Annotated in this window: 20 protein-coding genes and 1 riboswitch; of the genes, 16 read left to right on the forward strand and 4 right to left on the reverse strand. The window is 69.3% G+C overall.

Annotated elements, in window-relative coordinates:
* Window positions 1-56: 56 nt before the first annotated feature.
* Genes ctaD through H566_RS0116195 form a run of 5 tightly spaced genes read left to right on the forward strand, consistent with a single transcriptional unit; the run spans window position 57 to window position 3,652 of the window.
* On the forward strand, window positions 57-1,640 hold the full coding sequence (gene ctaD / locus H566_RS0116175; RefSeq protein WP_028312245.1) for a cytochrome c oxidase subunit I: 1,584 nt from the start codon (window positions 57-59) through the stop codon (window positions 1,638-1,640).
* 11 nt (window positions 1,641-1,651) lie between these two features.
* On the forward strand, window positions 1,652-1,822 hold the full coding sequence (locus H566_RS0116180; RefSeq protein ID WP_156924467.1) for a cytochrome oxidase small assembly protein: 171 nt from the start codon (window positions 1,652-1,654) through the stop codon (window positions 1,820-1,822).
* A gap of 7 nt (window positions 1,823-1,829) precedes the next feature.
* Window positions 1,830-2,423 (forward strand): cytochrome c oxidase assembly protein, encoded by a 594-nt coding sequence (locus H566_RS0116185; protein ID WP_028312247.1) that lies wholly within the window; start codon window positions 1,830-1,832, stop codon window positions 2,421-2,423.
* A complete protein-coding gene (locus H566_RS27635; RefSeq protein ID WP_051378872.1) occupies window positions 2,420-2,704 on the forward strand; it encodes a DUF2970 domain-containing protein in 285 nt (94 codons plus the stop codon). The genes H566_RS0116185 and H566_RS27635 overlap by 4 nt, the downstream gene beginning before the upstream one ends.
* A 42-nt stretch (window positions 2,705-2,746) precedes the next feature.
* Complete coding sequence (locus H566_RS0116195; protein WP_084545196.1) at window positions 2,747-3,652, forward strand: cytochrome c oxidase subunit 3; 906 nt, start codon at window positions 2,747-2,749, stop codon at window positions 3,650-3,652.
* Here H566_RS0116195 and H566_RS0116200 read toward each other — a convergent pair whose 3' ends face one another.
* On the reverse strand, window positions 3,653-3,868 hold the full coding sequence (locus H566_RS0116200; protein ID WP_028312249.1) for a twin transmembrane helix small protein: 216 nt from the start codon (window positions 3,866-3,868) through the stop codon (window positions 3,653-3,655). It lies immediately after the preceding gene.
* Between the two features lie 40 nt (window positions 3,869-3,908).
* Between H566_RS0116200 and H566_RS25785 the strand changes: the two genes are divergently transcribed.
* From H566_RS25785 to H566_RS0116225, 5 genes are read left to right on the forward strand one after another with little or no spacing between them, the layout of a single operon-like run.
* On the forward strand, window positions 3,909-4,775 hold the full coding sequence (locus H566_RS25785) for an SURF1 family protein (protein ID WP_051378873.1): 867 nt from the start codon (window positions 3,909-3,911) through the stop codon (window positions 4,773-4,775).
* A 12-nt stretch (window positions 4,776-4,787) separates the two neighbouring features.
* Window positions 4,788-5,483, forward strand: coding sequence for a hypothetical protein (locus H566_RS0116210; RefSeq protein ID WP_028312250.1), 696 nt, complete (start codon window positions 4,788-4,790; stop codon window positions 5,481-5,483).
* 29 nt (window positions 5,484-5,512) lie between these two features.
* The gene (locus tag H566_RS25790; RefSeq protein ID WP_084545198.1) at window positions 5,513-6,682 is read left to right on the forward strand and encodes a COX15/CtaA family protein; all 1,170 of its coding nucleotides are present in this window, start codon (window positions 5,513-5,515) and stop codon (window positions 6,680-6,682) included.
* The gene (cyoE, locus tag H566_RS0116220; protein WP_051378874.1) at window positions 6,622-7,518 is read left to right on the forward strand and encodes a heme o synthase; all 897 of its coding nucleotides are present in this window, start codon (window positions 6,622-6,624) and stop codon (window positions 7,516-7,518) included. Before H566_RS25790 ends, cyoE begins: the two co-directional genes overlap by 61 nt.
* Window positions 7,515-8,087 (forward strand): SCO family protein, encoded by a 573-nt coding sequence (locus H566_RS0116225; protein WP_028312252.1) that lies wholly within the window; start codon window positions 7,515-7,517, stop codon window positions 8,085-8,087. Before cyoE ends, H566_RS0116225 begins: the two co-directional genes overlap by 4 nt.
* Window positions 8,088-8,183: 96 nt before the next feature.
* On the opposite strand, the gene H566_RS0116230 is transcribed toward H566_RS0116225, so the two are convergent.
* Window positions 8,184-9,092 carry an LpxL/LpxP family acyltransferase gene (locus H566_RS0116230; protein WP_084545199.1) on the reverse strand — a complete coding sequence of 303 codons (909 nt, stop codon included), beginning with the start codon at window positions 9,090-9,092 and terminating at the stop codon, window positions 8,184-8,186.
* Window positions 9,093-9,117: 25 nt separating this feature from the next.
* Window positions 9,118-9,990, reverse strand: coding sequence for a lysophospholipid acyltransferase family protein (locus tag H566_RS0116235; RefSeq protein WP_028312254.1), 873 nt, complete (start codon window positions 9,988-9,990; stop codon window positions 9,118-9,120).
* A gap of 225 nt (window positions 9,991-10,215) precedes the next feature.
* On the opposite strand from H566_RS0116235, the gene metK reads away from it, so the two are divergent.
* The 5 genes from metK (at window position 10,216) to metF (ending at window position 15,933) form a co-directional block, all read left to right on the forward strand.
* Window positions 10,216-11,373, forward strand: a complete 1,158-nt coding sequence (metK, locus tag H566_RS0116240; RefSeq protein WP_028312255.1) for a methionine adenosyltransferase — start codon at window positions 10,216-10,218, stop codon at window positions 11,371-11,373.
* A gap of 114 nt (window positions 11,374-11,487) precedes the next feature.
* On the forward strand, window positions 11,488-12,801 hold the full coding sequence (locus tag H566_RS27640) for a hypothetical protein (RefSeq protein ID WP_051378875.1): 1,314 nt from the start codon (window positions 11,488-11,490) through the stop codon (window positions 12,799-12,801).
* A gap of 189 nt (window positions 12,802-12,990) precedes the next feature.
* Window positions 12,991-13,119: riboswitch (S-adenosyl-L-homocysteine riboswitch) on the forward strand.
* Window positions 13,120-13,156: 37 nt separating this feature from the next.
* Window positions 13,157-14,575 carry an adenosylhomocysteinase gene (ahcY, locus tag H566_RS0116250; RefSeq protein ID WP_028312256.1) on the forward strand — a complete coding sequence of 473 codons (1,419 nt, stop codon included), beginning with the start codon at window positions 13,157-13,159 and terminating at the stop codon, window positions 14,573-14,575.
* 145 nt (window positions 14,576-14,720) lie between these two features.
* On the forward strand, window positions 14,721-15,068 hold the full coding sequence (locus tag H566_RS0116255) for a phage holin family protein (protein WP_028312257.1): 348 nt from the start codon (window positions 14,721-14,723) through the stop codon (window positions 15,066-15,068).
* 13 nt (window positions 15,069-15,081) lie between these two features.
* Window positions 15,082-15,933, forward strand: a complete 852-nt coding sequence (metF, locus tag H566_RS0116260) for a methylenetetrahydrofolate reductase [NAD(P)H] (protein WP_028312258.1) — start codon at window positions 15,082-15,084, stop codon at window positions 15,931-15,933.
* A gap of 7 nt (window positions 15,934-15,940) precedes the next feature.
* Here metF and H566_RS25800 read toward each other — a convergent pair whose 3' ends face one another.
* Window positions 15,941-16,552, reverse strand: coding sequence for a 5-formyltetrahydrofolate cyclo-ligase (locus H566_RS25800; RefSeq protein WP_084545200.1), 612 nt, complete (start codon window positions 16,550-16,552; stop codon window positions 15,941-15,943).
* Window positions 16,553-16,607: 55 nt separating this feature from the next.
* Here H566_RS25800 and H566_RS0116270 point away from each other — a divergent pair, with 55 nt between their 5' ends.
* The gene (locus H566_RS0116270; RefSeq protein WP_156924469.1) at window positions 16,608-18,776 is read left to right on the forward strand and encodes a lytic transglycosylase domain-containing protein; all 2,169 of its coding nucleotides are present in this window, start codon (window positions 16,608-16,610) and stop codon (window positions 18,774-18,776) included.
* Window positions 18,777-18,814: the final 38 nt, after the last annotated feature.

Raw genomic sequence — 18,814 nt, forward strand, 5'->3', positions numbered from 1 at the left:
CGGCCGTCGAAGATTCATCCCGATTGCGGCTTACAACCACGCCGCCGGAGAAGCCCATGAGCGCAGTCCTGCCCGGCATCGAACATGACCCACACGCCCACGGCGCGCCCGAGGGCTGGCGGCGCTGGCTGTTCGCCACCAACCACAAGGACATCGGCACGCTCTACATGTGGTTCAGCTTCACGATGCTGCTGACCGGCGGCGTGCTCGCCCTCGGCATCCGCGCCGAGCTGTTCCAGCCCGGGCTGCAACTGTTCGAGCCCGAGCGCTTCAACCAGCTCACGACGATGCACGGCGTGATCATGGTGTTCGGCGCGATCATGCCGGCCTTCGTGGGCTTCGCGAACTGGATGGTGCCGCTGATGATCGGCTGCTCCGACATGGCCTTCGCGCGCATGAACAACTTCAGCTTCTGGCTCATGCCGCCGGCCGCGCTGCTGCTCGTCACGAGCTTCTTCGTGCCCGGCGGCGCGATGGCGGCGGGCTGGACCATGTACGCGCCGCTCTCGACGCAGATGGGCATCGGCATGGACATGGCCATCTTCGCGCTGCACATCCTCGGCGCGAGTTCGATCATGGGCTCGATCAACATCATCGTGACCATCCTCAACATGCGCGCCCCGGGCATGACGCTCATGAAGATGCCGATGTTCGTGTGGACCTGGCTCATCACCGCCTATCTGCTCATCGCGGTGCTGCCGGTGCTCGCGGGCGCCATCACGATGGTGCTGACCGACCGCCATTTCGGCACGCATTTCTTCAACGCGGCGGGCGGCGGCGACCCGGTGATGTTCCAGCACATCTTCTGGTTCTTCGGGCATCCGGAGGTCTACATCATGATCCTGCCCGCCTTCGGAATCATCTCGCACGTCATCCCGGCCTTCGCGCGCAAGCCGCTGTTCGGCTACAGCTCGATGGTCTATGCCACGGGCTCGATCGCCATCCTCTCGTTCATGGTCTGGGCCCACCACATGTTCACCACGGGCATGCCGGTGACAGGCCAGCTCTTCTTCATGTACGCGACGGCGCTTATCGCCGTGCCCACGGGCGTGAAGATCTTCAACTGGCTGGCCACGATGTGGCGCGGCGCGATGACCTTCGAGACGCCGATGCTGTTCGCGCTCGGCTTCATCTTCGTGTTCACGATCGGCGGGCTGACGGGCGTGATCCTGTCGGTCGCGCCCATCGACATCCAGTTGCAGGACACCTACTACGTCGTCGCGCACTTCCATTACGTGCTGGTGGCCGGCTCGCTGTTCGCGCTGTTCAGCGGCACCTACTACTGGCTGCCCAAGTGGACCGGCCATTACTACGACGAGAAGCTCGGCAAGCTGCACTTCTGGTGCTCGCTGATCTTCTTCAACGTCACCTTCTTCCCGATGCACTTCCTCGGCCTCGCGGGCATGCCGCGCCGCTATGCCGACTACCCGCTCCAATTCGCCGATTTCAACATGCTTGCAAGCGTCGGCGCCTTCGGCTTCGGGCTGTCGCAGCTCATCTTTTTGTGGGCGGTGCTCAAGTGCATCCGCGGCGGGCCGAAGGCGCCGCCCAATGCCTGGGAAGGCGCCGAGGGTCTCGAGTGGATGGTCGATTCGCCCGCGCCCCACCACACCTACGAAGACCCGCCCATCGTCAAGTGAAGGAGGCCGCCATGCAGCTCGACGACGAAATGATGGTCATGACCCTGAGGCCGGAACACGAGGCGCCCGCCGCCGATGACGCGCGCCGGCGCGCCGCGCTGCGCACCGGCTTGATCCTCGCCACGATTGCCGCCGTGTTCTTCGTCGGCATCATCGTCAAGATCGGCCTGCTCGGCGCCTGAGGCACGCATGCCCGCCGCCCGCGTCGCCACGCTCAACGCCGTCATGCTGCGCAAGCTCGCGGTGATGGCGGCGGTGATGTTCGCCTTCGGCTTCGCGCTCGTGCCTTTCTACAAGTCGATCTGCGAACTCACGGGCGTCAACCGCATCGTCAAGGCCGACGCGGCCGAGACGGGCGCATCGGCGGTGGACGCGACGCGCACGGTCACGATCGAATTCGACGCCAGCCCGCGCGCCGACTGGAGCTTTCGCCCGGTGCGGCATTCGCTCGACGCGCATCCGGGCGAGCTGGTGACGATCGAATACGAGATCACCAACCATGCCGCGCGCGACATCGTCGGCCAGGCCATCCCGAGCTACGCGCCGGTGCAGGCCGCCGCCCATCTGCGCAAGCTGGAGTGCTTCTGCTTTCGCCAGCAGCTGCTGCGCGCGGGCGAGACGCGGCGCTTTCCGGTCGTGTTTGTGATTGACCGCGCGTTGCCGCGCGAAGTGGCCACGGTGACGCTGTCGTACACCTTCTTCGAGATTCCGGGCGGCTCGCTCGCCGCCGTCGGCGGCGCGCGCAGCGGCGCCACGACCGCCCGCGCCGGAGACGGAGCGTGAGCCGCGATGACGACCACGATCGCCCCGACCCCGATGCCGCAGCGCGCGATCCGCGCGCCGATGCCCGCGCGCCGGCCGAGGCCGGTGCGCCGTCGCCTCGCGCCAGCCTCGGCCAGGTCGCGCGCGCGGTGTTCTGGTCGTTCTTCGGCGTGCGGCGCGGGGCCGCGCATGCGGAGGACTTCGCGCGCATCCGGCCGATGCAGCTGGTCATCGTCGGCATCGCGGCGGGCCTGCTGTTCGTGCTCGCGCTGGTGGCCATCGTCCGGCTGGTGCTGGCCTGAACCCGAAGATCGAATGCAGCTTCAACCGTGGGAGTCGAGATCATGAGCGCCACCCAGCATGCCAGTCCGAGCGCCCACGCCGCGCCTTTGCCGCACGGCGGACCCGCGCCGCGCTACTTCGTGCCCGCGCCGTCGAAGTGGCCGCTGGTCGGATCGTGCGCGATGCTGTTCGTGGTGTTCGGCGCGGCGATGACGGTCAACGGCATCGGCCCCGGGCCGTGGTCGCTTGCGATCGGCTTCGCCATCCTCGCGTACATGCTGTTCGGCTGGTTCGGCGAGGTCATCGACGAGTCGGAGCGCGGCAGCTACAGCGAGCATGTGGACATGTCCTTTCGCTGGAGCATGGGCTGGTTCATCTTCTCGGAGGTGATGTTCTTCAGCGCCTTCTTCGGCGCGCTGCTCTACGCGCGTGTCATCACCGTGCCCTGGCTGGCCGACGCCAATCACCAGGCCTTCCTGTGGCCCGGCTTCAGTTCGGCCTGGCCCACCGAGGGGCCGGCCGGCACCATCGACGACTTCCAGACGATGGGCCCCTGGCCCATTCCCACGATCAACACGCTGCTGCTGCTGAGTTCGGGCGCCACCGTCACCTGGGCGCATCACGGCCTGCTTGCGGGCAAGCGCGGCCAGCTCACGCTCGGCCTCGCGCTCACGGTGCTGCTCGGCGCCGTGTTCCTGAGCTTCCAGGCCTACGAGTACCACCACGCCTACACCGAGCTGAACCTCAAGCTCAGTTCGGGCGTGTTCGGCTCGACCTTCTTCATGCTGACCGGCTTTCACGGCTTTCACGTCACGCTCGGCGTGATCATGCTGACCGTGATGCTGGTGCGTTCGATGCGCGGGCATTTCACGCCGCGCCACCACTTCGCCTTCGAGGCGACCGCCTGGTACTGGCACTTCGTGGATGTGGTGTGGCTCGGGCTCTACGTGCTCGTGTACTGGCTCTGATCAGCCGCCCATGCGTCTGAACGCCACGCCGTGCGCCTCGATCCAGCCGAGCCTCCAGGCCAGCAGGATGAACAGGAACAGCGCGATCGAGAGGCCGATGCGCAGCGTGAGCGCGCGCGCCGTGCGGGCGCTGTCGCGACTCTTGAGCAGGAAGAACAGCGCCGAGAACAGGCTGGCGACGATCACGGCGAAGGCAAGGGCGACGAGCAGCTTCATGGCATTGTCCCGGTTCCGTCAGTCATCGCATTGGACCACCGTGGCAGTCCCCTTCAAACCCTCGTTCTGGCCGACGGTCGCGGCGCTCGGCCTTGTCGTGACAACGCTTGCACTCGGGCAATGGCAGCTCGGCCGTGCCCACGAGAAGCGGGCGCTGTACGCCGCCGCGCAAGCGGCCGATCGCGCCGAACCCGTGAGCATCGGCGGCGCACTGGTCGAGCCCCAGGCCGTCGCCCAGCGGCACGTGAGGCTGCGCGGGCATTTCCTGCCCGAAACCACCGTCTACATCGACAACCGCATGCTCGCCGACCGCGCGGGCTTCTACGTCATCACCGCCTTCGTGCCCGCCGACGGCGGCGCGGCCACGAGCGTCAACCGCGGCTGGTGGCCGCGCGATCCGGCGCGCCGCGACCATGTGGATGCGCCTCCGCCGCCGGCCGGCGACATCGAGATCGAAGGCAAGGCCGCGCCCCAGCTCGCGAGCTACTGGAATCTCTCGGGCATGGGCGCCGACAAGGACAAGGGCATCTGGCTCAACTTCGCGCTCGACGCCTTCGCCCAGCGCACCGGCCTCGTGCTGCAACCCTTCGTCGTGCAGCAGACGACCGACACGCATGACGAGCTTGTGCGGCTGTGGGACGAGCCCGGCTCCGGCGCGGCCAAGCACTACGGCTACGCGGTGCAATGGTTCGGCCTCGCGGGCGTCGCACTCGTGATGTGGGCGCGTGCCGGACTACGGCGCGGCCGCGCGCCGGCGGCGGGCGAGGGTGGACCGATCACTGACGACACGCGAGTCGCCGCGCCGATGGGCCGGACCGAGCCGTCGGCCGATTCACTGGCCGCGTCGTCGGACGCCGAGCCGGCCCGCCCCGCCGCCGCGGCGCCCTCGCGCCATCTGCCCGACTGAACCGGAGCCGCCATGCCCGCCACGCTCGCCGTCCCGTCCCCGCGTCCGCCGCGTCGCCTGTGGCCCTTGTGGGCCGTGCTCGCGGTGAGCCTCGCGCCCCTGCTGGCGGCGCTCGCGGCCTGGAGCCTCGACTGGCCCGGCGCGCGCGGCAACTACGGCGCGCTCGTCGATCCGCCGCGTGCCTTGCCAGCGCTTGCAACGCTCGATCTCGGCGGCCGGCCGGTCGACATGCGGCAATCCGCCAGCCGCCGCGCCGAGCCGACGTCATTGTCACTCGCCGGTGGTGTGCCTCCGGCGCTCGCTGGCAATCCATCGCTGCCGCGCTCCGCGGCGCATCCGCCGCGCTGGCGCATGCTCGTCGCCGCGCCCGCCGCCTGCGACGCCGCCTGCCGCCATCACCTCTGGCTCACGCGCCAGCTGCGCGCCGGCACCGGCGAGGACCGCGTGCGCATCGAGCGCGTCTGGCTCGTGACCGACGGCGCCATGCCCGACGCGGCCCTGCTCGCCGAGCATCCCGACCTGACCGTGCTGCGCGTCGCCGACGGCGCGAGCCGCGCCGCGCTCCTGCGCTGGCTCGGCGATGGCGGCTCGGCGCCGCGCCTCCTCGATCCGCGCGACGAACTCATGCTCGCCTGGCCGGCTGCCTCCGACGGCGCGCGCATGAGGCGCGACCTCGCGCGGCTGCTCAAGGTCTCGCGCATCGGCTGACGGCCGGCATCCACAGGAACGCGCATCGCATGCATCCCGCCCTCGTCCTCGCCATCGCCGTCTTCGTCGGCTGCGTGATCGTCGGCGCGCTCGTGCGCTGGCTGGAGGAGGGCGACGACCGGCGCTTCCGCCGGCTGGCGGCGCTGGCGGCGGCGCTCGCGCTCGGCGTGGTCGTGCTCGGCGCCTATGTGCGCCTGAGCGACGCCGGCCTCGGCTGCCCCGACTGGCCCGGCTGCTACGGCCATCCCACGCCGGCCCATGCGAGCGAGCACATCGCCGCCGCCGAGCAGGACGCGCCCTTCGGCCCCGTGTCGATGGCCAAGGCATGGAAGGAGATGGCGCATCGCTACCTCGCGGCGAGCCTCGGTCTGCTCATCCTCGCGCTGGCGATCGGCGCCTGGCGCAAGCGCTTGCAGGCGCCGGCGCGCGCGCGACTCGCGCTGCTGCTGCTGGGCGTGGTGCTGCTGCAAGGCGCGTTCGGCGCCTGGACGGTCACGCTGCTGCTGCGGCCCGCCATCGTCACCGGCCATCTGATCGGCGGCATGACAACGCTTGCATTGCTCGGCTGCCTCGCGCTGCTGCCGCCGGGCCGGCGCGCCGCGCCGCGCCTGCTGCCCGAGCCGCGCGGCCTGCGCTCGGTGCGCGCGGCGGCCACGCTCGCGCTCGGCGCGCTCGCGGTGCAGATCATGCTGGGCGGCTGGGTCAGCACCAATCACGCGGCGCTCGCCTGTCCCGATCTGCCGTTGTGCCAGCGCGCCCTCGTGCCGCCGATGAACTTCGGCGATGCCTTCCATCTCATGCGGCCGCTCGGCATGGCCGCCGATGGCGAGCCGCTGCCCTTCGCCGCGCTCACGGCCATCCATTGGACGCATCGCATGTTCGCGCTGGTGGCGACCGTCGCCATCGCGCGCTGCATGCTGCGGGCGTACTTCGCGCCGGGCCTGCGCTGGCTCGCGCTCGGTCTCGGGTCGGCACTGCTTGCGCAGCTTGCCCTCGGCATCTCGAATGTGCATTACGGCCTGCCGCTGGCGGTCGCGGTGGCGCACAACGCGGGGGCGGCCACGCTTCTGCTCGTGCTCGTCGCGATCCGGATGCGCGCAGGCCGTGCCGTCAGGTCCGTCGTCGAGGAGGTCACGCCATGCAAGCCAGCATCGCCGTCGCACGTCAGTCCGCCAGCCTGCGCCAGTACTGGGCACTGACCAAGCCGCGCGTCACCCAGCTCGCGGTGTTCTGCGCCGTGATCGGAATGTTCCTCGCCACGCCCGAGCCGCCGTCATGGCGCATCGTGCTCGCCGGCTCGGCCGGCATCTGGCTGATGGCGAGCGCGGCCTTCGCCGTCAATTGCCTGATCGAGCGCGAGGTCGATGCGCGCATGAGCCGCACGCGCCGCCGCGCCACCGCCAGCGGCGAGATCCCGCCGCAGCGCGTGCTGGCCTTCGCGGGCGCGGTCGGCGGCGCCGGCATGGCCGTGCTGCTGACCTGGGTGAACGCGCAGACCATGTGGCTGACGTTTGCCACCTTCATCGGCTACGCGGTCGTGTACACCGTGCTGCTCAAGCCCAACACGCCGCAGAACATCGTGATCGGCGGCCTGTCGGGCGCGATGCCGCCAGCGCTCGGCTGGGTCGCGGCCACCGGCCAGCTCACGCCCGAGGCCTGGCTGCTGGTGCTCATCATCTTCGTGTGGACGCCGCCGCACTTCTGGGCGCTCGCGCTCTACCGCACCGAGGATTTCCGCAAGTCGGGTCTGCCGATGCTGCCCGTGACGCACGGCCGCGAGCTGACCGGCCTGCATGTGTTCCTGTACACGCTGGCGCTGGTGGCGGTCACGCTCATGCCCTTCGCCATCCGGATGAGTGGGGTGGTGTACCTTGCGTGCGCGCTGCTGCTCGGCGCGCGCTTCGTGCAACTGGCATGGCGCGTGTGGCGACGCTACAGCGACGACATCGCGCGCCGGACCTTCCGGTACTCGATCGTCTATCTCGCGCTGCTGTTCGCGGCGCTGCTCGTCGATCACTACCTCCATCTGCCATGAAGCTTGCCGCCGTCCTGCTTGCCTCCGTCATCGCCATCGCGGGCTGTTCCCGCGCTCCAGAGTTCCACGGCACCGACATCACGGGCAGCAGCATCGGCGGCGACTTCACGCTCACCGGCCATGACGGCAAGCCGCATTCGATCGGCGAGTACAAGGGCAAGGCGGTGGTGCTGTTCTTCGGCTTCACCCACTGCCCCGATATCTGCCCGACCACGATGGCCACGCTGTCGCAGGCGATGAAGCAGCTGGGACCCGACGCCGACCGCGTGCAGGTGCTGTTCGTGTCGGTCGATCCGGAGCGCGACACGCCCGATCTGCTCGGCCATTACGTGCCGGCCTTCGACCCGCGCTTCGTCGGCCTCACGGGCACACCCGAGCAGGTCGCCGACGTGGCCAAGCAATGGCGCGCCTTCTACCAGAAGGTGCCCGGCAGCACGCCCGACAGCTACAGCGTCGACCATTTCGCGGGCATGTACGTGCTCGACGCCGAGGGCCGGCTGCGCCTCTTCCTGCGCGGCGAGCAGCCGCCGGCGGACATCGCGGCGGACCTGAAGAAGATCGTCGGCTGAGGCTGGCGACTTCCAGCGCAGCAAGCCCCGCGGGCGTGGCGCTGGGTATTGCGTGCGGCGTGCCGTCTGGCGCAAAGGCGCCTGTGCGCCGCTTGGTCAATACAGCGACGGCTCGCCCGGCGGCCGCGTCTTGAAGCGCCGGTGCACCCAGTAGTACTGCTCCGGCATCTCGCGGATGCGCTCCTCGATGAAGGCGTTCATGCGCCGCGCGTGGGCCGGATCGTCGGGCGGCAGATCGCCCGGAAAGTTCTCCCACTCCGGATAGAGCGTCACCACATAGCCGTCGTCGGTCATGCGCGTCACGCAGGGCACGACGGCCGCGCGCGTCATCTGCGCGAGCCGGGCGAGGCCGGTGATCGTGGCCGCCGGTACGCCCATGAAGGGCACGAATACCGAGTCGCGCGGGCCGAAGTCCATGTCGGGCAGGTAGTAGAAGGCGCGCAGGTCGCGGATCGCGCGCACGATCGCGCGCAGCCCCTCCTGGCGCGACAGCAGCAGCCCGTGACCGAAGCGCAGGCGGCCGTCGCGCACCGCCTTGTCGAACACCGGATTGCTCTGCGTGCTCATCACCGAGCACCAGTCGCGGTCGATCGACAGCACCGCCGCGCCCGCGTCGAGTCCGACGAAATGCGGACTCAGCAGGATGACGGGGCGGTCATCGGGCAGACGCTCGCGGTGCTCGATCTTCACGAGCTGGCGCAGCCGTTCGGCGCTGGCCGAGAAGGCGAAGGAGCGGTCGAGCAGGCTGCGCGCGAGCATGCGCACATGCGCCCGGCCCAGGCGCTCGCGCGCGGCGGCGTCCAGCTCGGGAAAGCAGAGTTCGAGATTGCGCAGCACGATGCGGCGGCGCGAGCCGGCCACGCGCCACAGCAGCGCGCCCAGGCCGTTGCCCAGCGCGCGCAGCAGTGGATGCGGCACGAAGCGCAGCGCGGCGATGAAGCCGACGGCCGCATGCGCGCCGGCGCGGGCGAGGGCGGAAGCGCCCCGCTTGTTGGAATCGGTCATGTCGCTTGAAGAAGGCGGGGCCGGCTCAGACCAGCCCCTCGCGATGCTTGTCGAGGCCGCCCGGAGGTTCGGGCGCGCCGGCCGGATGCTTGTAGCGGTGATAGCCCCAGAGGTACTGGTCGGGCATGCGCCGGATCAGGTCTTCGAGCGCCTTGTTCATCGCGAGCGTGAACACCTCGGGGTCGTCCGACTCGGGCGGCACGAAGCGGTGGAAGTCCACCAGATAGCGCCCGCGCAGCGCATCCAGCCTCGGCTCGGTGATGACGATGGCCGCGCCCGACATGCGCCACAGCTTGGCAGGCAGGGTGATGGTGTAGGCAGGCTTGCCGAAGAAATCGACCCAGATGCCTTCGCCACCCGACGGCGCCTGGTCGGGCAGGATCGCGACCGTCTCGCCGCGCTTGAGGGCGCGCGCCAGTTCGCGCACGCCGCCGAGCGTCGCGGGCGCCACCGTCATGCCCTCGCGCAGCCGGCCGAGCCGCAGCACTTCGTTGAGGTAAGGCTTGTGCGGCAGCCGGTACATCGCCATGAGCGGCTTGCGCGACGCGAGCAGCGAAGCCGCCGCCTCGAAGCAGCCGATGTGCGGCACGAGATAGATGATCCCCTTGCCCTCGCGCTCGGCCTTGTCGATCACGTCGAGCGAGTTGCAGACGATGCGCCGCTTCACCTCCTCGTTCGGCCGCAGCCAGATCTTGGGAAGGATGGCGAGCGCCTGGCCAGCGGCGGCAATCGCGGCATTGCGCGTGGCCTTGGAATACAGGCCGGCCTGGCGCAGGTTGTTGCTCAGGCGCGCGCGGTAGCGGCCGCTGAAGGCCCAGGTCAGCCAGCCGCCGACGGTGCCGATCAGCGCAAGCAGGCGCAGGGGAAGCAGCGAGAACACCCGCAGCAGGGTCAGCATCGGAACAGGGGGAAAGGAACGGGAATCGGAAGTGGCCGGGTTAGTCAGCGCTGTTCGCGCGACCGTCGTCCGGCGGGGGGGAGCGTCACGAACCTATAATGTTCGCACGCCGAGTTAACTGGACAACTTGCGGGGCGTTCATCAAATACCGCTAAAGCGTCGCTCCGACCTGGACCCTCCCGCTTTGGCCGCCCCGCTCCTACCAAGATCCGAAGGAGCACGTACATGGGGCGCGAATATCTCTTCACCTCCGAATCCGTTTCCGAAGGCCATCCCGACAAGGTGGCCGACCAGATTTCGGACGCCGTCCTCGACGCCATCCTGGCGCAGGACCCGACCGCGCGCGTCGCGGCCGAAACCCTCGTGACTACCGGCCTGTGCGTGCTGGCCGGCGAGATCACCACCAGCGCCAAGGTCGATTACGCCAAGGTCGCGCGTGAAGCGATCCGCCGCATCGGCTACAACGACCCCGAACTGCGCTTCGACGCCGACGGCTGCTCGGTGCATGTGTGCTACGGCCAGCAATCGCCCGACATCGCCCAGGGCGTCGATGAAGGCAAGGGCCTGCACCTCGACCAGGGCGCGGGCGACCAGGGCCTGATGTTCGGCTATGCCTGCGACGAGACGCCGGAGCTGATGCCCTTCCCGATCTACTACGCGCACCGCCTCGTCGAGCGCCAGAGCCAGCTGCGCCGCGACGGCCGTCTGCCCTGGCTGCGCCCGGACGCCAAGTCGCAGCTCACGCTGCGCTACGTCGATGGCAAGCCGGTGTCTGTGCATACGGTCGTGCTCTCGACCCAGCATCACCCGTCCAAGACGCACAAGGAGATCGAGGAAGCGGTGATCGAGGAGATCATCAAGCCGGTGCTGCCGCCCGAAATGCTTCAGGACACGCGCTATCTCGTGAATCCGACCGGCGCCTTCATCATCGGCGGCCCGCACGGCGACGCCGGCCTGACGGGCCGCAAGATCATCGTCGATACCTACGGCGGCGCGGCGCCCCACGGTGGTGGCGCGTTCTCGGGCAAGGACCCGACGAAGGTCGATCGTTCGGCCGCCTACGCGGCGCGCTACGTGGCGAAGAACATCGTCGCCGCCGGCCTCGCGAAGCAGTGCGTGGTGCAGGTGAGCTATGCGATCGGCGTCGCGCGGCCCATCAACATCACAGTCGATACCAAGGGCACCGGCAGGATCGACGACGCGAAGATCGCCGAACTGGTCGAGGCGAACTTCGATCTGCGCCCCAAGGGCATCATCCAGATGCTGGATCTGCCCCGGCCCATCTATCGCAAGACGGCGGCGTATGGTCACTTCGGACGAAGTGAACCCGAGTTCACCTGGGAAGCCACCGACAAGGCCGAAATCCTTCGCAATTTCCTTTGATCGGCGCCGGACGGTAGCGGGTAAAAGTCAGGGAAAATCCGTTGGTCTGATGCGGAAGGATGCTTAGGAGCGCTTGCCTGGCGCAGGCATCCTCCTCACCCGCGAGGTGTTTCCTTGGATCCCAAGCCGTCCTCGGGCAACTGCCCGAACACGCTGCTGGTTGGCGCGCCCCGCGTGACCGGCAGCGAGCGTTATGTCCGCCACAGTGCCGACATCTCCCTTCTGACACCCGCCGGGCGCCAGGACTTCGGCGAACTCTGGTTCGAAGCCGAAAGGCCCTGGGCCTGGGAAGCGCCCGACGCGGAGATCTTCCTGCTGGCGGTGTACCAGTGGGCGATGGCGCTCAATGCCGACGTGCGCATCGACGGCACCGTCACGCATGGACTGCTCGCCAACCTCGAAGAGTTCGGCGAGGCCTGGGTGCGCTGGATTCCCAAGACCTACAAGCGCATCCGCGTGTTCGCGCAGGCGGTGCAGGAACCTTCGCTGCCGGCGGCACCCTTCGACGCGGTGGCCGCGTTCTCGGGTGGGGTCGATGCCACCTTCACCGCGATGCGCCATGCCAAGGCCCAGGTCGGCTACCGCAGCCGCAAGCTCCAGGCCTGCGCCTTCATCCACGGCTTCGACATCGGCCTGGATGACGAGGCCGCCTACGAGCACGCCTTCGAGGGGGCGCGTCGCACGCTCGACGACGTGAAGGTGCCCCTCGTCCGCATCCGCACCAACTTCCGCCAGCTCGTGCCCGTGAGCTGGGAAGACGCGCACGTGGCCGCGCTTGCCGCCGCGATGCACACGGTGCAGGGCGTGGCGCGCGCCGCGCTGGTCGGCAGCACCAAGGCCTATGACGAGCTGGTGATTCCCTACGGCTCGCTGCCCATCACCGATGCGCTGCTCACGAGCGAGCGCATGCAGATCATCCACGACGGCGCGAGCCACACCCGCACGCAGAAGGTTGCCGCGATCGCCACCTGGCCGGCGGGCGCTCAGGGCCTGCGCGTGTGCTGGCAGGAAGCCTCGATGGGCCGCAACTGCGGCAAGTGCGAGAAGTGCGTGCGCTCGATGCTCAACTTCCGGGTCAGCAACCTGCCCATCCCCGACTGCTTCGACGAGCCGCTCAAGCCGGCGCGCATCCTCAAGGCGAAGATGCGCGCCGCGCCCATCTTCAAGGAGTACTACTCGCTGTTCATGCATGGGCTGAAGCACGGCGCCTCGCCGACCATCCTCGTGCCGATCGCGATCGTGCTTGGCTTCGCGCCGATCCGCTGGCTGTGGAGCAACGGGCTGGCCCTGCCGGGCCGTGTGATCCGCAAGCTCGGCCGCATGCGCGCAGCAAAGCGCGCGGGCGGTGCGCCGTCGGTGCCGGCGGCGATGATTCCCAAGTGCGCCAAGCCGGCGGTGTTCGAGAACACGCGCTCGCGCACGGTCTGAATGCGCGGTATCGCCGAGCGGTACGTGCCCGAGCCGCGCCACACGGGCGCGTGCTGCATGCCCGGCGCCATGGTTCCGCTCGACTGCCGTGCGTCGGCACGCGCGGCAGCACTTGTCAGCCGGCCCTGCCGGCCGAATCCCCAATTCGACGGATTGAGCGGTCTCGCTACCGCTCTATAATCCGCGCCGCGTTTCGAGGAGCGTTGCGACGGGAAGCTTTCCCGCCAGGCTCGAAGCGCGAAGGACGCCGCCGCCATAGCGCCGCGTCCCGACCTGAAGCCGGGCAGCTCGCCCTGCGATCAACGGCGCTCGCGAACCATCTTTTTTGAACATCAAGAAAGGAGGGCGCGAGTCTATGAGCGCCGTCATCAAGCCCATCGAAACACAAGACTTCATCGTTGCCGACCTCGGCCTCGCCGACTGGGGCCGCAAGGAAATCCGCATCGCCGAGACCGAGATGCCCGGCCTCATCGCGATCCGCGACGAATACGCCGCCACCAAGCCGCTGCGCGGCGCGCGCATCACCGGCTCGCTGCACATGACGATCCAGACCGCCGTTCTCATCGAGACGCTGGTCGCGCTCGGCGCCGAAGTGCGCTGGGCCTCGTGCAACATCTACTCGACCCAGGACCATGCCGCCGCCGCCATCGCCGCGACCGGCGTGCCCGTCTTCGCCGTCAAGGGCGAGACGCTGGAGCAGTACTGGGACTACACCCACCGCATCTTCGAATGGGCCGACGGCGGCTACTCGAACATGATCCTCGACGACGGTGGCGACGCGACGCTGCTGCTGCACCTTGGCGCCGATGCAGAGAAGGATCTGTCGGTGCTCGCCAGCCCCGGCAGCGAGGAAGAGACCGTGCTGTTCGCGGCGATCAAGGCCAAGCTCGCGACCGATCCGGCGTGGTACTCGGCCCGCCTCGGCAAGATCAAGGGCGTGACCGAAGAGACGACCACCGGCGTCAAGCGCCTGTACCAGATGGCCAAGGACGGCAAGCTCAAGTTCCCGGCCATCAACGTGAATGACTCGGTCACCAAGAGCAAGTTCGACAACCTCTACGGCTGCCGCGAATCGCTGGTGGACGGCATCAAGCGCGCCACCGACGTGATGATCGCCGGCAAGGTCGCCGTGGTGTGCGGCTACGGCGACGTGGGCAAGGGCTGCGCCCAGGCGCTGCGCGCGCTGTCGGCCCAGGTGTGGGTGACCGAAGTGGACCCGATCTGCGCGCTCCAGGCCGCGATGGAGGGCTACCGCGTCGTGACGATGGAAGACGCCGTCGCGCACGCCGACATCTTCGTGACCGCCACGGGCAACCTGCACGTCATCACGCACGAGCATCTCGTCGCGATGAAGGACCAGGCCATCGTCTGCAACATCGGTCACTTCGACAACGAGATCGACGTCGCGAGCCTCAAGCAGTACCAGTGGGAGAACATCAAGCCCCAGGTCGATCATGTGATCTTCCCGGACGGCAAGCGGATCATCCTGCTGGCCGAGGGCCGCCTCGTGAACCTCGGCTGCGCCACCGGCCATCCGAGCTACGTCATGAGCAGCTCCTTCGCGAACCAGACGATCGCCCAGATCGAGCTGTTCACGAACACCTCGGCCTATCCGATCGGCGTGTACGTGCTGCCCAAGCATCTGGACGAGAAGGTCGCCCGCCTGCAACTGCGCAAGCTCGGCGTGAAGCTGACCAAGCTCAGCGACGCGCAGGCGCGCTACATCGGCGTCAGCACCGAAGGCCCGTACAAGCCGGACAGCTACCGCTACTGATGCGGGCGGGGCGGCGAGCGCCGTCCTCTCGACGGGCCACCGCCGCGACGGCAGTGGCCCGCGCAAGCGCGCGGCATGCCCCTGGCGGCCAGCCGCATGACCGCCGCGCTCCCGGCGCGGCAACCGATTCCCCACGAGGAAACCGATGCGCCTCCTGCTCGTCTGGCTGCTCAATGCGATCGCGCTGCTCGGCGTGGCCTATGTGATGCCCTCGGTGCACGTTGCCAGCTTCGGCTCGGCGCTCATCGCGGCGGCCGTGCTCGGCGTCGTCAACCTGCTGATCCGGCCGGTGCTGGTGCTGGTGACGCTGCCCATCACCGTGCTCACGCTCGGCTTCTTCTACCTAGTGGTCAACGGCCTGCTGTTCTGGTTCGTCGGCTCCATCCTCGAAGGCTTCAGCGTCGGCGGCTTCTGGGCCGGCGTGCTCGGCGGGCTGCTGTACGGCCTGATCTCCTGGCTGCTGTCCTTCCTCGTGCCGGCCCGCGAGGCCTGAACGGAAACAAAACATGCAACGCAGCTACAGCTTCGAATTCTTCCCGCCCAAGACGCCCGAGGGCGCGCAGAAGCTCGCCGCCACGCGCGCCGAACTCATCGCGCTCGGGCCCGACTTCATCAGCGTGACCTTCGGCGCCGGCGGCACCACGCGCGAAGGCACGCTCGCCGCCGTGCTCGACGTGATCGCCGATGGCGTGCCGGCCGCGCCGCACCTGTCCTGCGTCGGCTCCACGCGCGCCGGCATCCGCGACATCCTCAACGAATACAAGGGCGCCGGCATCCGCCGCATCGTCGCGCTGCGCGGCGACCTGCCGTCGGGCTGGGGCGAGATCGGCGAGTTCCGCTTCGCCAACGAGCTGGTCGAGTTCATCCGCGCCGAGACGGGCGACCACTTCCACATCGAGGTCGCGGCCTATCCGGAAGTGCATCCGCAGGCGCGCTCGGCCTCGGCCGACCTCGCCAACTTCGTGCGCAAGGTGAACGCGGGCGCCGACTCGGCCATCACGCAGATGTTCTTCAACGCCGACGCCTACTTCCGCTTCGTCGATGACGTGCGCAAGGCCGGCGTGACCGTGCCGATCGTGCCGGGGATCATGCCGATCACCAATTTCACGAGCCTGCGCCGCTTTGCCGAAGGCTGCGGCGCCGAGCTGCCGCGCTGGATCGGCGAGCGCCTGCGCGACTACGGCGACGACCTCGCGTCGATCCGCGCCTTCGGCCTGGATGTGATGACCGACATGTGCGAGCGGCTGCTGGCCGCCGGCGTGCCGGGGCTGCACTTCTACACGCTGAATGCGGCGGGGCCGGTGAAAGGGTTGTGGAATCGGCTCGGTTTGCAAGGCCGCCTGCCGGCCAAGCCCTGAACCTGTATCAGTGCCGGCCGGTCATCGACCTGCCGGCATCGCTCGCGACGGCATCGAGCGCGATGTCGTGCGGTTCGGCCTCCAGCGCGCAACGCGCCGACTCGAAGCCGATGCCCACCGACTTCGCCCCGCCCGCGATCAGCTCGGCCAGCGTGCGGTCGTAGTAGCCCCCGCCATACCCCAGCCGCCACCCCGCCGGATCGAACCCCACACACGGAATCACCAGCACCTCCGGCACCACCCGCACATCCTCGGCCGGCACCGCCAGCCCGAGCGCGTCGCGCCCCTGCGGCGCCGTCCCGTCCCATTCGCGGAACACCATCGGCGCCGCCTTCTCGACCACCACCGGCAGCCCGAGCTGCGCGCCGGCGTCGAGCAGCATCCGCCACAGCGCATCCAGCTCCGGCTCGCCACGGATCGGCAGATAGGCCGCCACCACCCGCCCGGCGAGCCCCCGTTCGCCCGCGAGCGCGACGATCGCGTCGAAGGCATTGCGCGCGATCGCGGCCTCGGCTTTCGCGCGTTCCTCGGCGGGGATTTCGGCGCGCCTTTTCAGCAGCAATTGGCGCAATTCCTTGCGTGCTAGAGTCGTTTGGTCGCCCGAAACAGTCGCAGTCATGGTGTCCGTTTTCCTTCGAAATCAAGCGCGCGCCATGGTGGCGACCGCCCTTTGCATGAGCCTCGATGCCAGCGTCGTGTCGGCCCAGCCGGCCGGCATCGTGGCATCGAAATCCGCCGCCCGGCATGCCGGGACGGTCGCGGGCATGGCGGTTTCCGCCAACGGTGCGGGTGCCGCGCTCGCGGCCTCTGGCGCGGCAGGCTCGGCCTCCGGCGTGACCGCCGCCGCGTCGGGCGCCACGGCCGCCGCCGCGCGCGCCGCCATTCCGCAATCGCCCGACGACATCTTCGTCGCGCTGCGCGAGGCCTCGCGCGCCAACGATGCCGCCCGCGTCCAGGCGCTGGCCGACGCGCTGCCGCCCGATTTCGACATCCCGTCCTACGTCGAGTACTACCGCCTGCGCGCCCAGATCTACGACGGCAACGGCCTGCCGCGCGCCGTCACGCCCGACGAGGCCATCCGCGCCTACCTCGCGCGCTGGCAGGGCGAGGCGATCGCCGACCGGCTGCGCAACGACTGGCTGCTCGCCGTCGGCAAGCGCCGCGACATCGACCTGTTCGAGCAGCAGTACCCGCTGTTCGTGCTGAAGGACGACCGCCAGCTGGAGTGCTACGCGCTCGCCTTCCGCGCCCAGCGCCTGCTCGGCGAATCGGCCAGCTCGGTCGAGGGCGCGCTGTCGCCGTCGGCGCGTGACGCCCTGCGCGATGCGCTGTCGCGCGATGCCGCGCCGCTGCTGTTCGACGGCAAGGGCTGGGGCGACGGCTGCCAGCTGCTGGTCGAGACGCTCGCCGCCGGCCAGGTGCTCAATGACGACGACATCTGGCATTTCCTGCGCATCGCCTTCGACGCCAATCGCCTGACCGAATCGCGCCGCGCCGCGCGCTGGCTCGCCAACGCGCCCGACAAGTCGGCCCTCGACCAGGCCGCCGACAAGCCCGCCGTCTTCCTCGCCAAGGCCGACCTCAGCGACGCGCCGTCGCAGGAACTGGCCGTGCTCGCGCTCATCCGCATCGCGCGCGACGACCCGCGCGCCGCCGCCGTCTGGGCCGACCGCATCGGCGCCCGGCTCGCGCCCGCGCGCGCCGCCGCCGCCTGGGCGCAACTGGGCGGCATCGCCGCGCGCCGCACGCTGCCCGAGGCGGCCGACTGGTTCCGCCGCGCCGACGCCGCGTCGCCCGACGCCCGCCTGCCCGACGACGTGCTCGTCTGGCAGGCCCGCGCCGCGCTGCGCGCCGGCGACTGGAAGGGCTTGCGCATCGCCATCGACCGCATGAGCCCCGGCATGGCCGCCGATCCGGCCTGGGTGTACTGGCGCGCCCGCGCGATCCAGCCGCAAAGCCCCGAACGCGCGAAGGAGCTGCTGCGCTCGATCGCCGGCGACCAGTCCTTCTACGCGCTGCTCGCGCATGAAGACCTCGGCCGGCCCATCACCGTGCCGCCGCGCGCGCCCGCGCCCGGCGATGCCGAGGTCGCGCCCTTCGGCAGCAACGGCGGCATCGCGCGCTCGCTGCGCTTTTACGCGCTCAACCTGCGCTTCGAGGCCATCCGCGAATGGAACTGGCAGATGCGCGGCCTTACCGACCGCCAGCTGCTCGCCGCCGCCGAGTACGCGCGCCGTCAGGGCATCTACGACCGCGCCATCGCCGCCGCCGAGCGCACGCGCGACGAGCACGACTACTCGCTGCGCTACATCAGCCCCTTCCGCGATCTGGTCGAGCGCCAGGCCAGCCAGCTCTCGCTCGATCCGGCCTGGGTGTACGGCCTGGTGCGCCAGGAATCGCGCTTCATGCCGTCGGTGCGCAGCTCGGTGGGCGCGGCCGGGCTGATGCAGGTGATGCCTGCGACCGCGAAGTACGTGGCGAAGCGCATCGGCTGGGCCGACTACAAGCCCGAACTCATCGACGAGCCCGACACCAACATCACCCTCGGCACCAGCTATCTCAGGCTCGTGTACGACGACCTCGACCAGTCGGCCGTGCTCGCCTCGGCGGCCTACAACGCCGGGCCGGGCCGGGCGCGCCAGTGGCGCTCGACGCTCACCCGGCCGGTGGAGGGCGCCATCTTTGCCGAGACGATCCCGTTCAACGAGACGCGCGATTACGTGAAGCGCGTGCTCGCCAATGCGACGCTGTACGCGGCATTGTTCGAGGGCCGTCCGCAGTCGCTGAGGAGCCGGCTCGGCAGCATCGCGCCCTCGGCTGCGGCCACGACCGATCTGCCGTGAACTTGCGCTGCGGACCCGATTCAAAGACCAACAACATC

This window comes from Derxia gummosa DSM 723 (genome assembly GCF_000482785.1).
Taxonomy (GTDB): domain Bacteria; phylum Pseudomonadota; class Gammaproteobacteria; order Burkholderiales; family Burkholderiaceae_E; genus Derxia; species Derxia gummosa.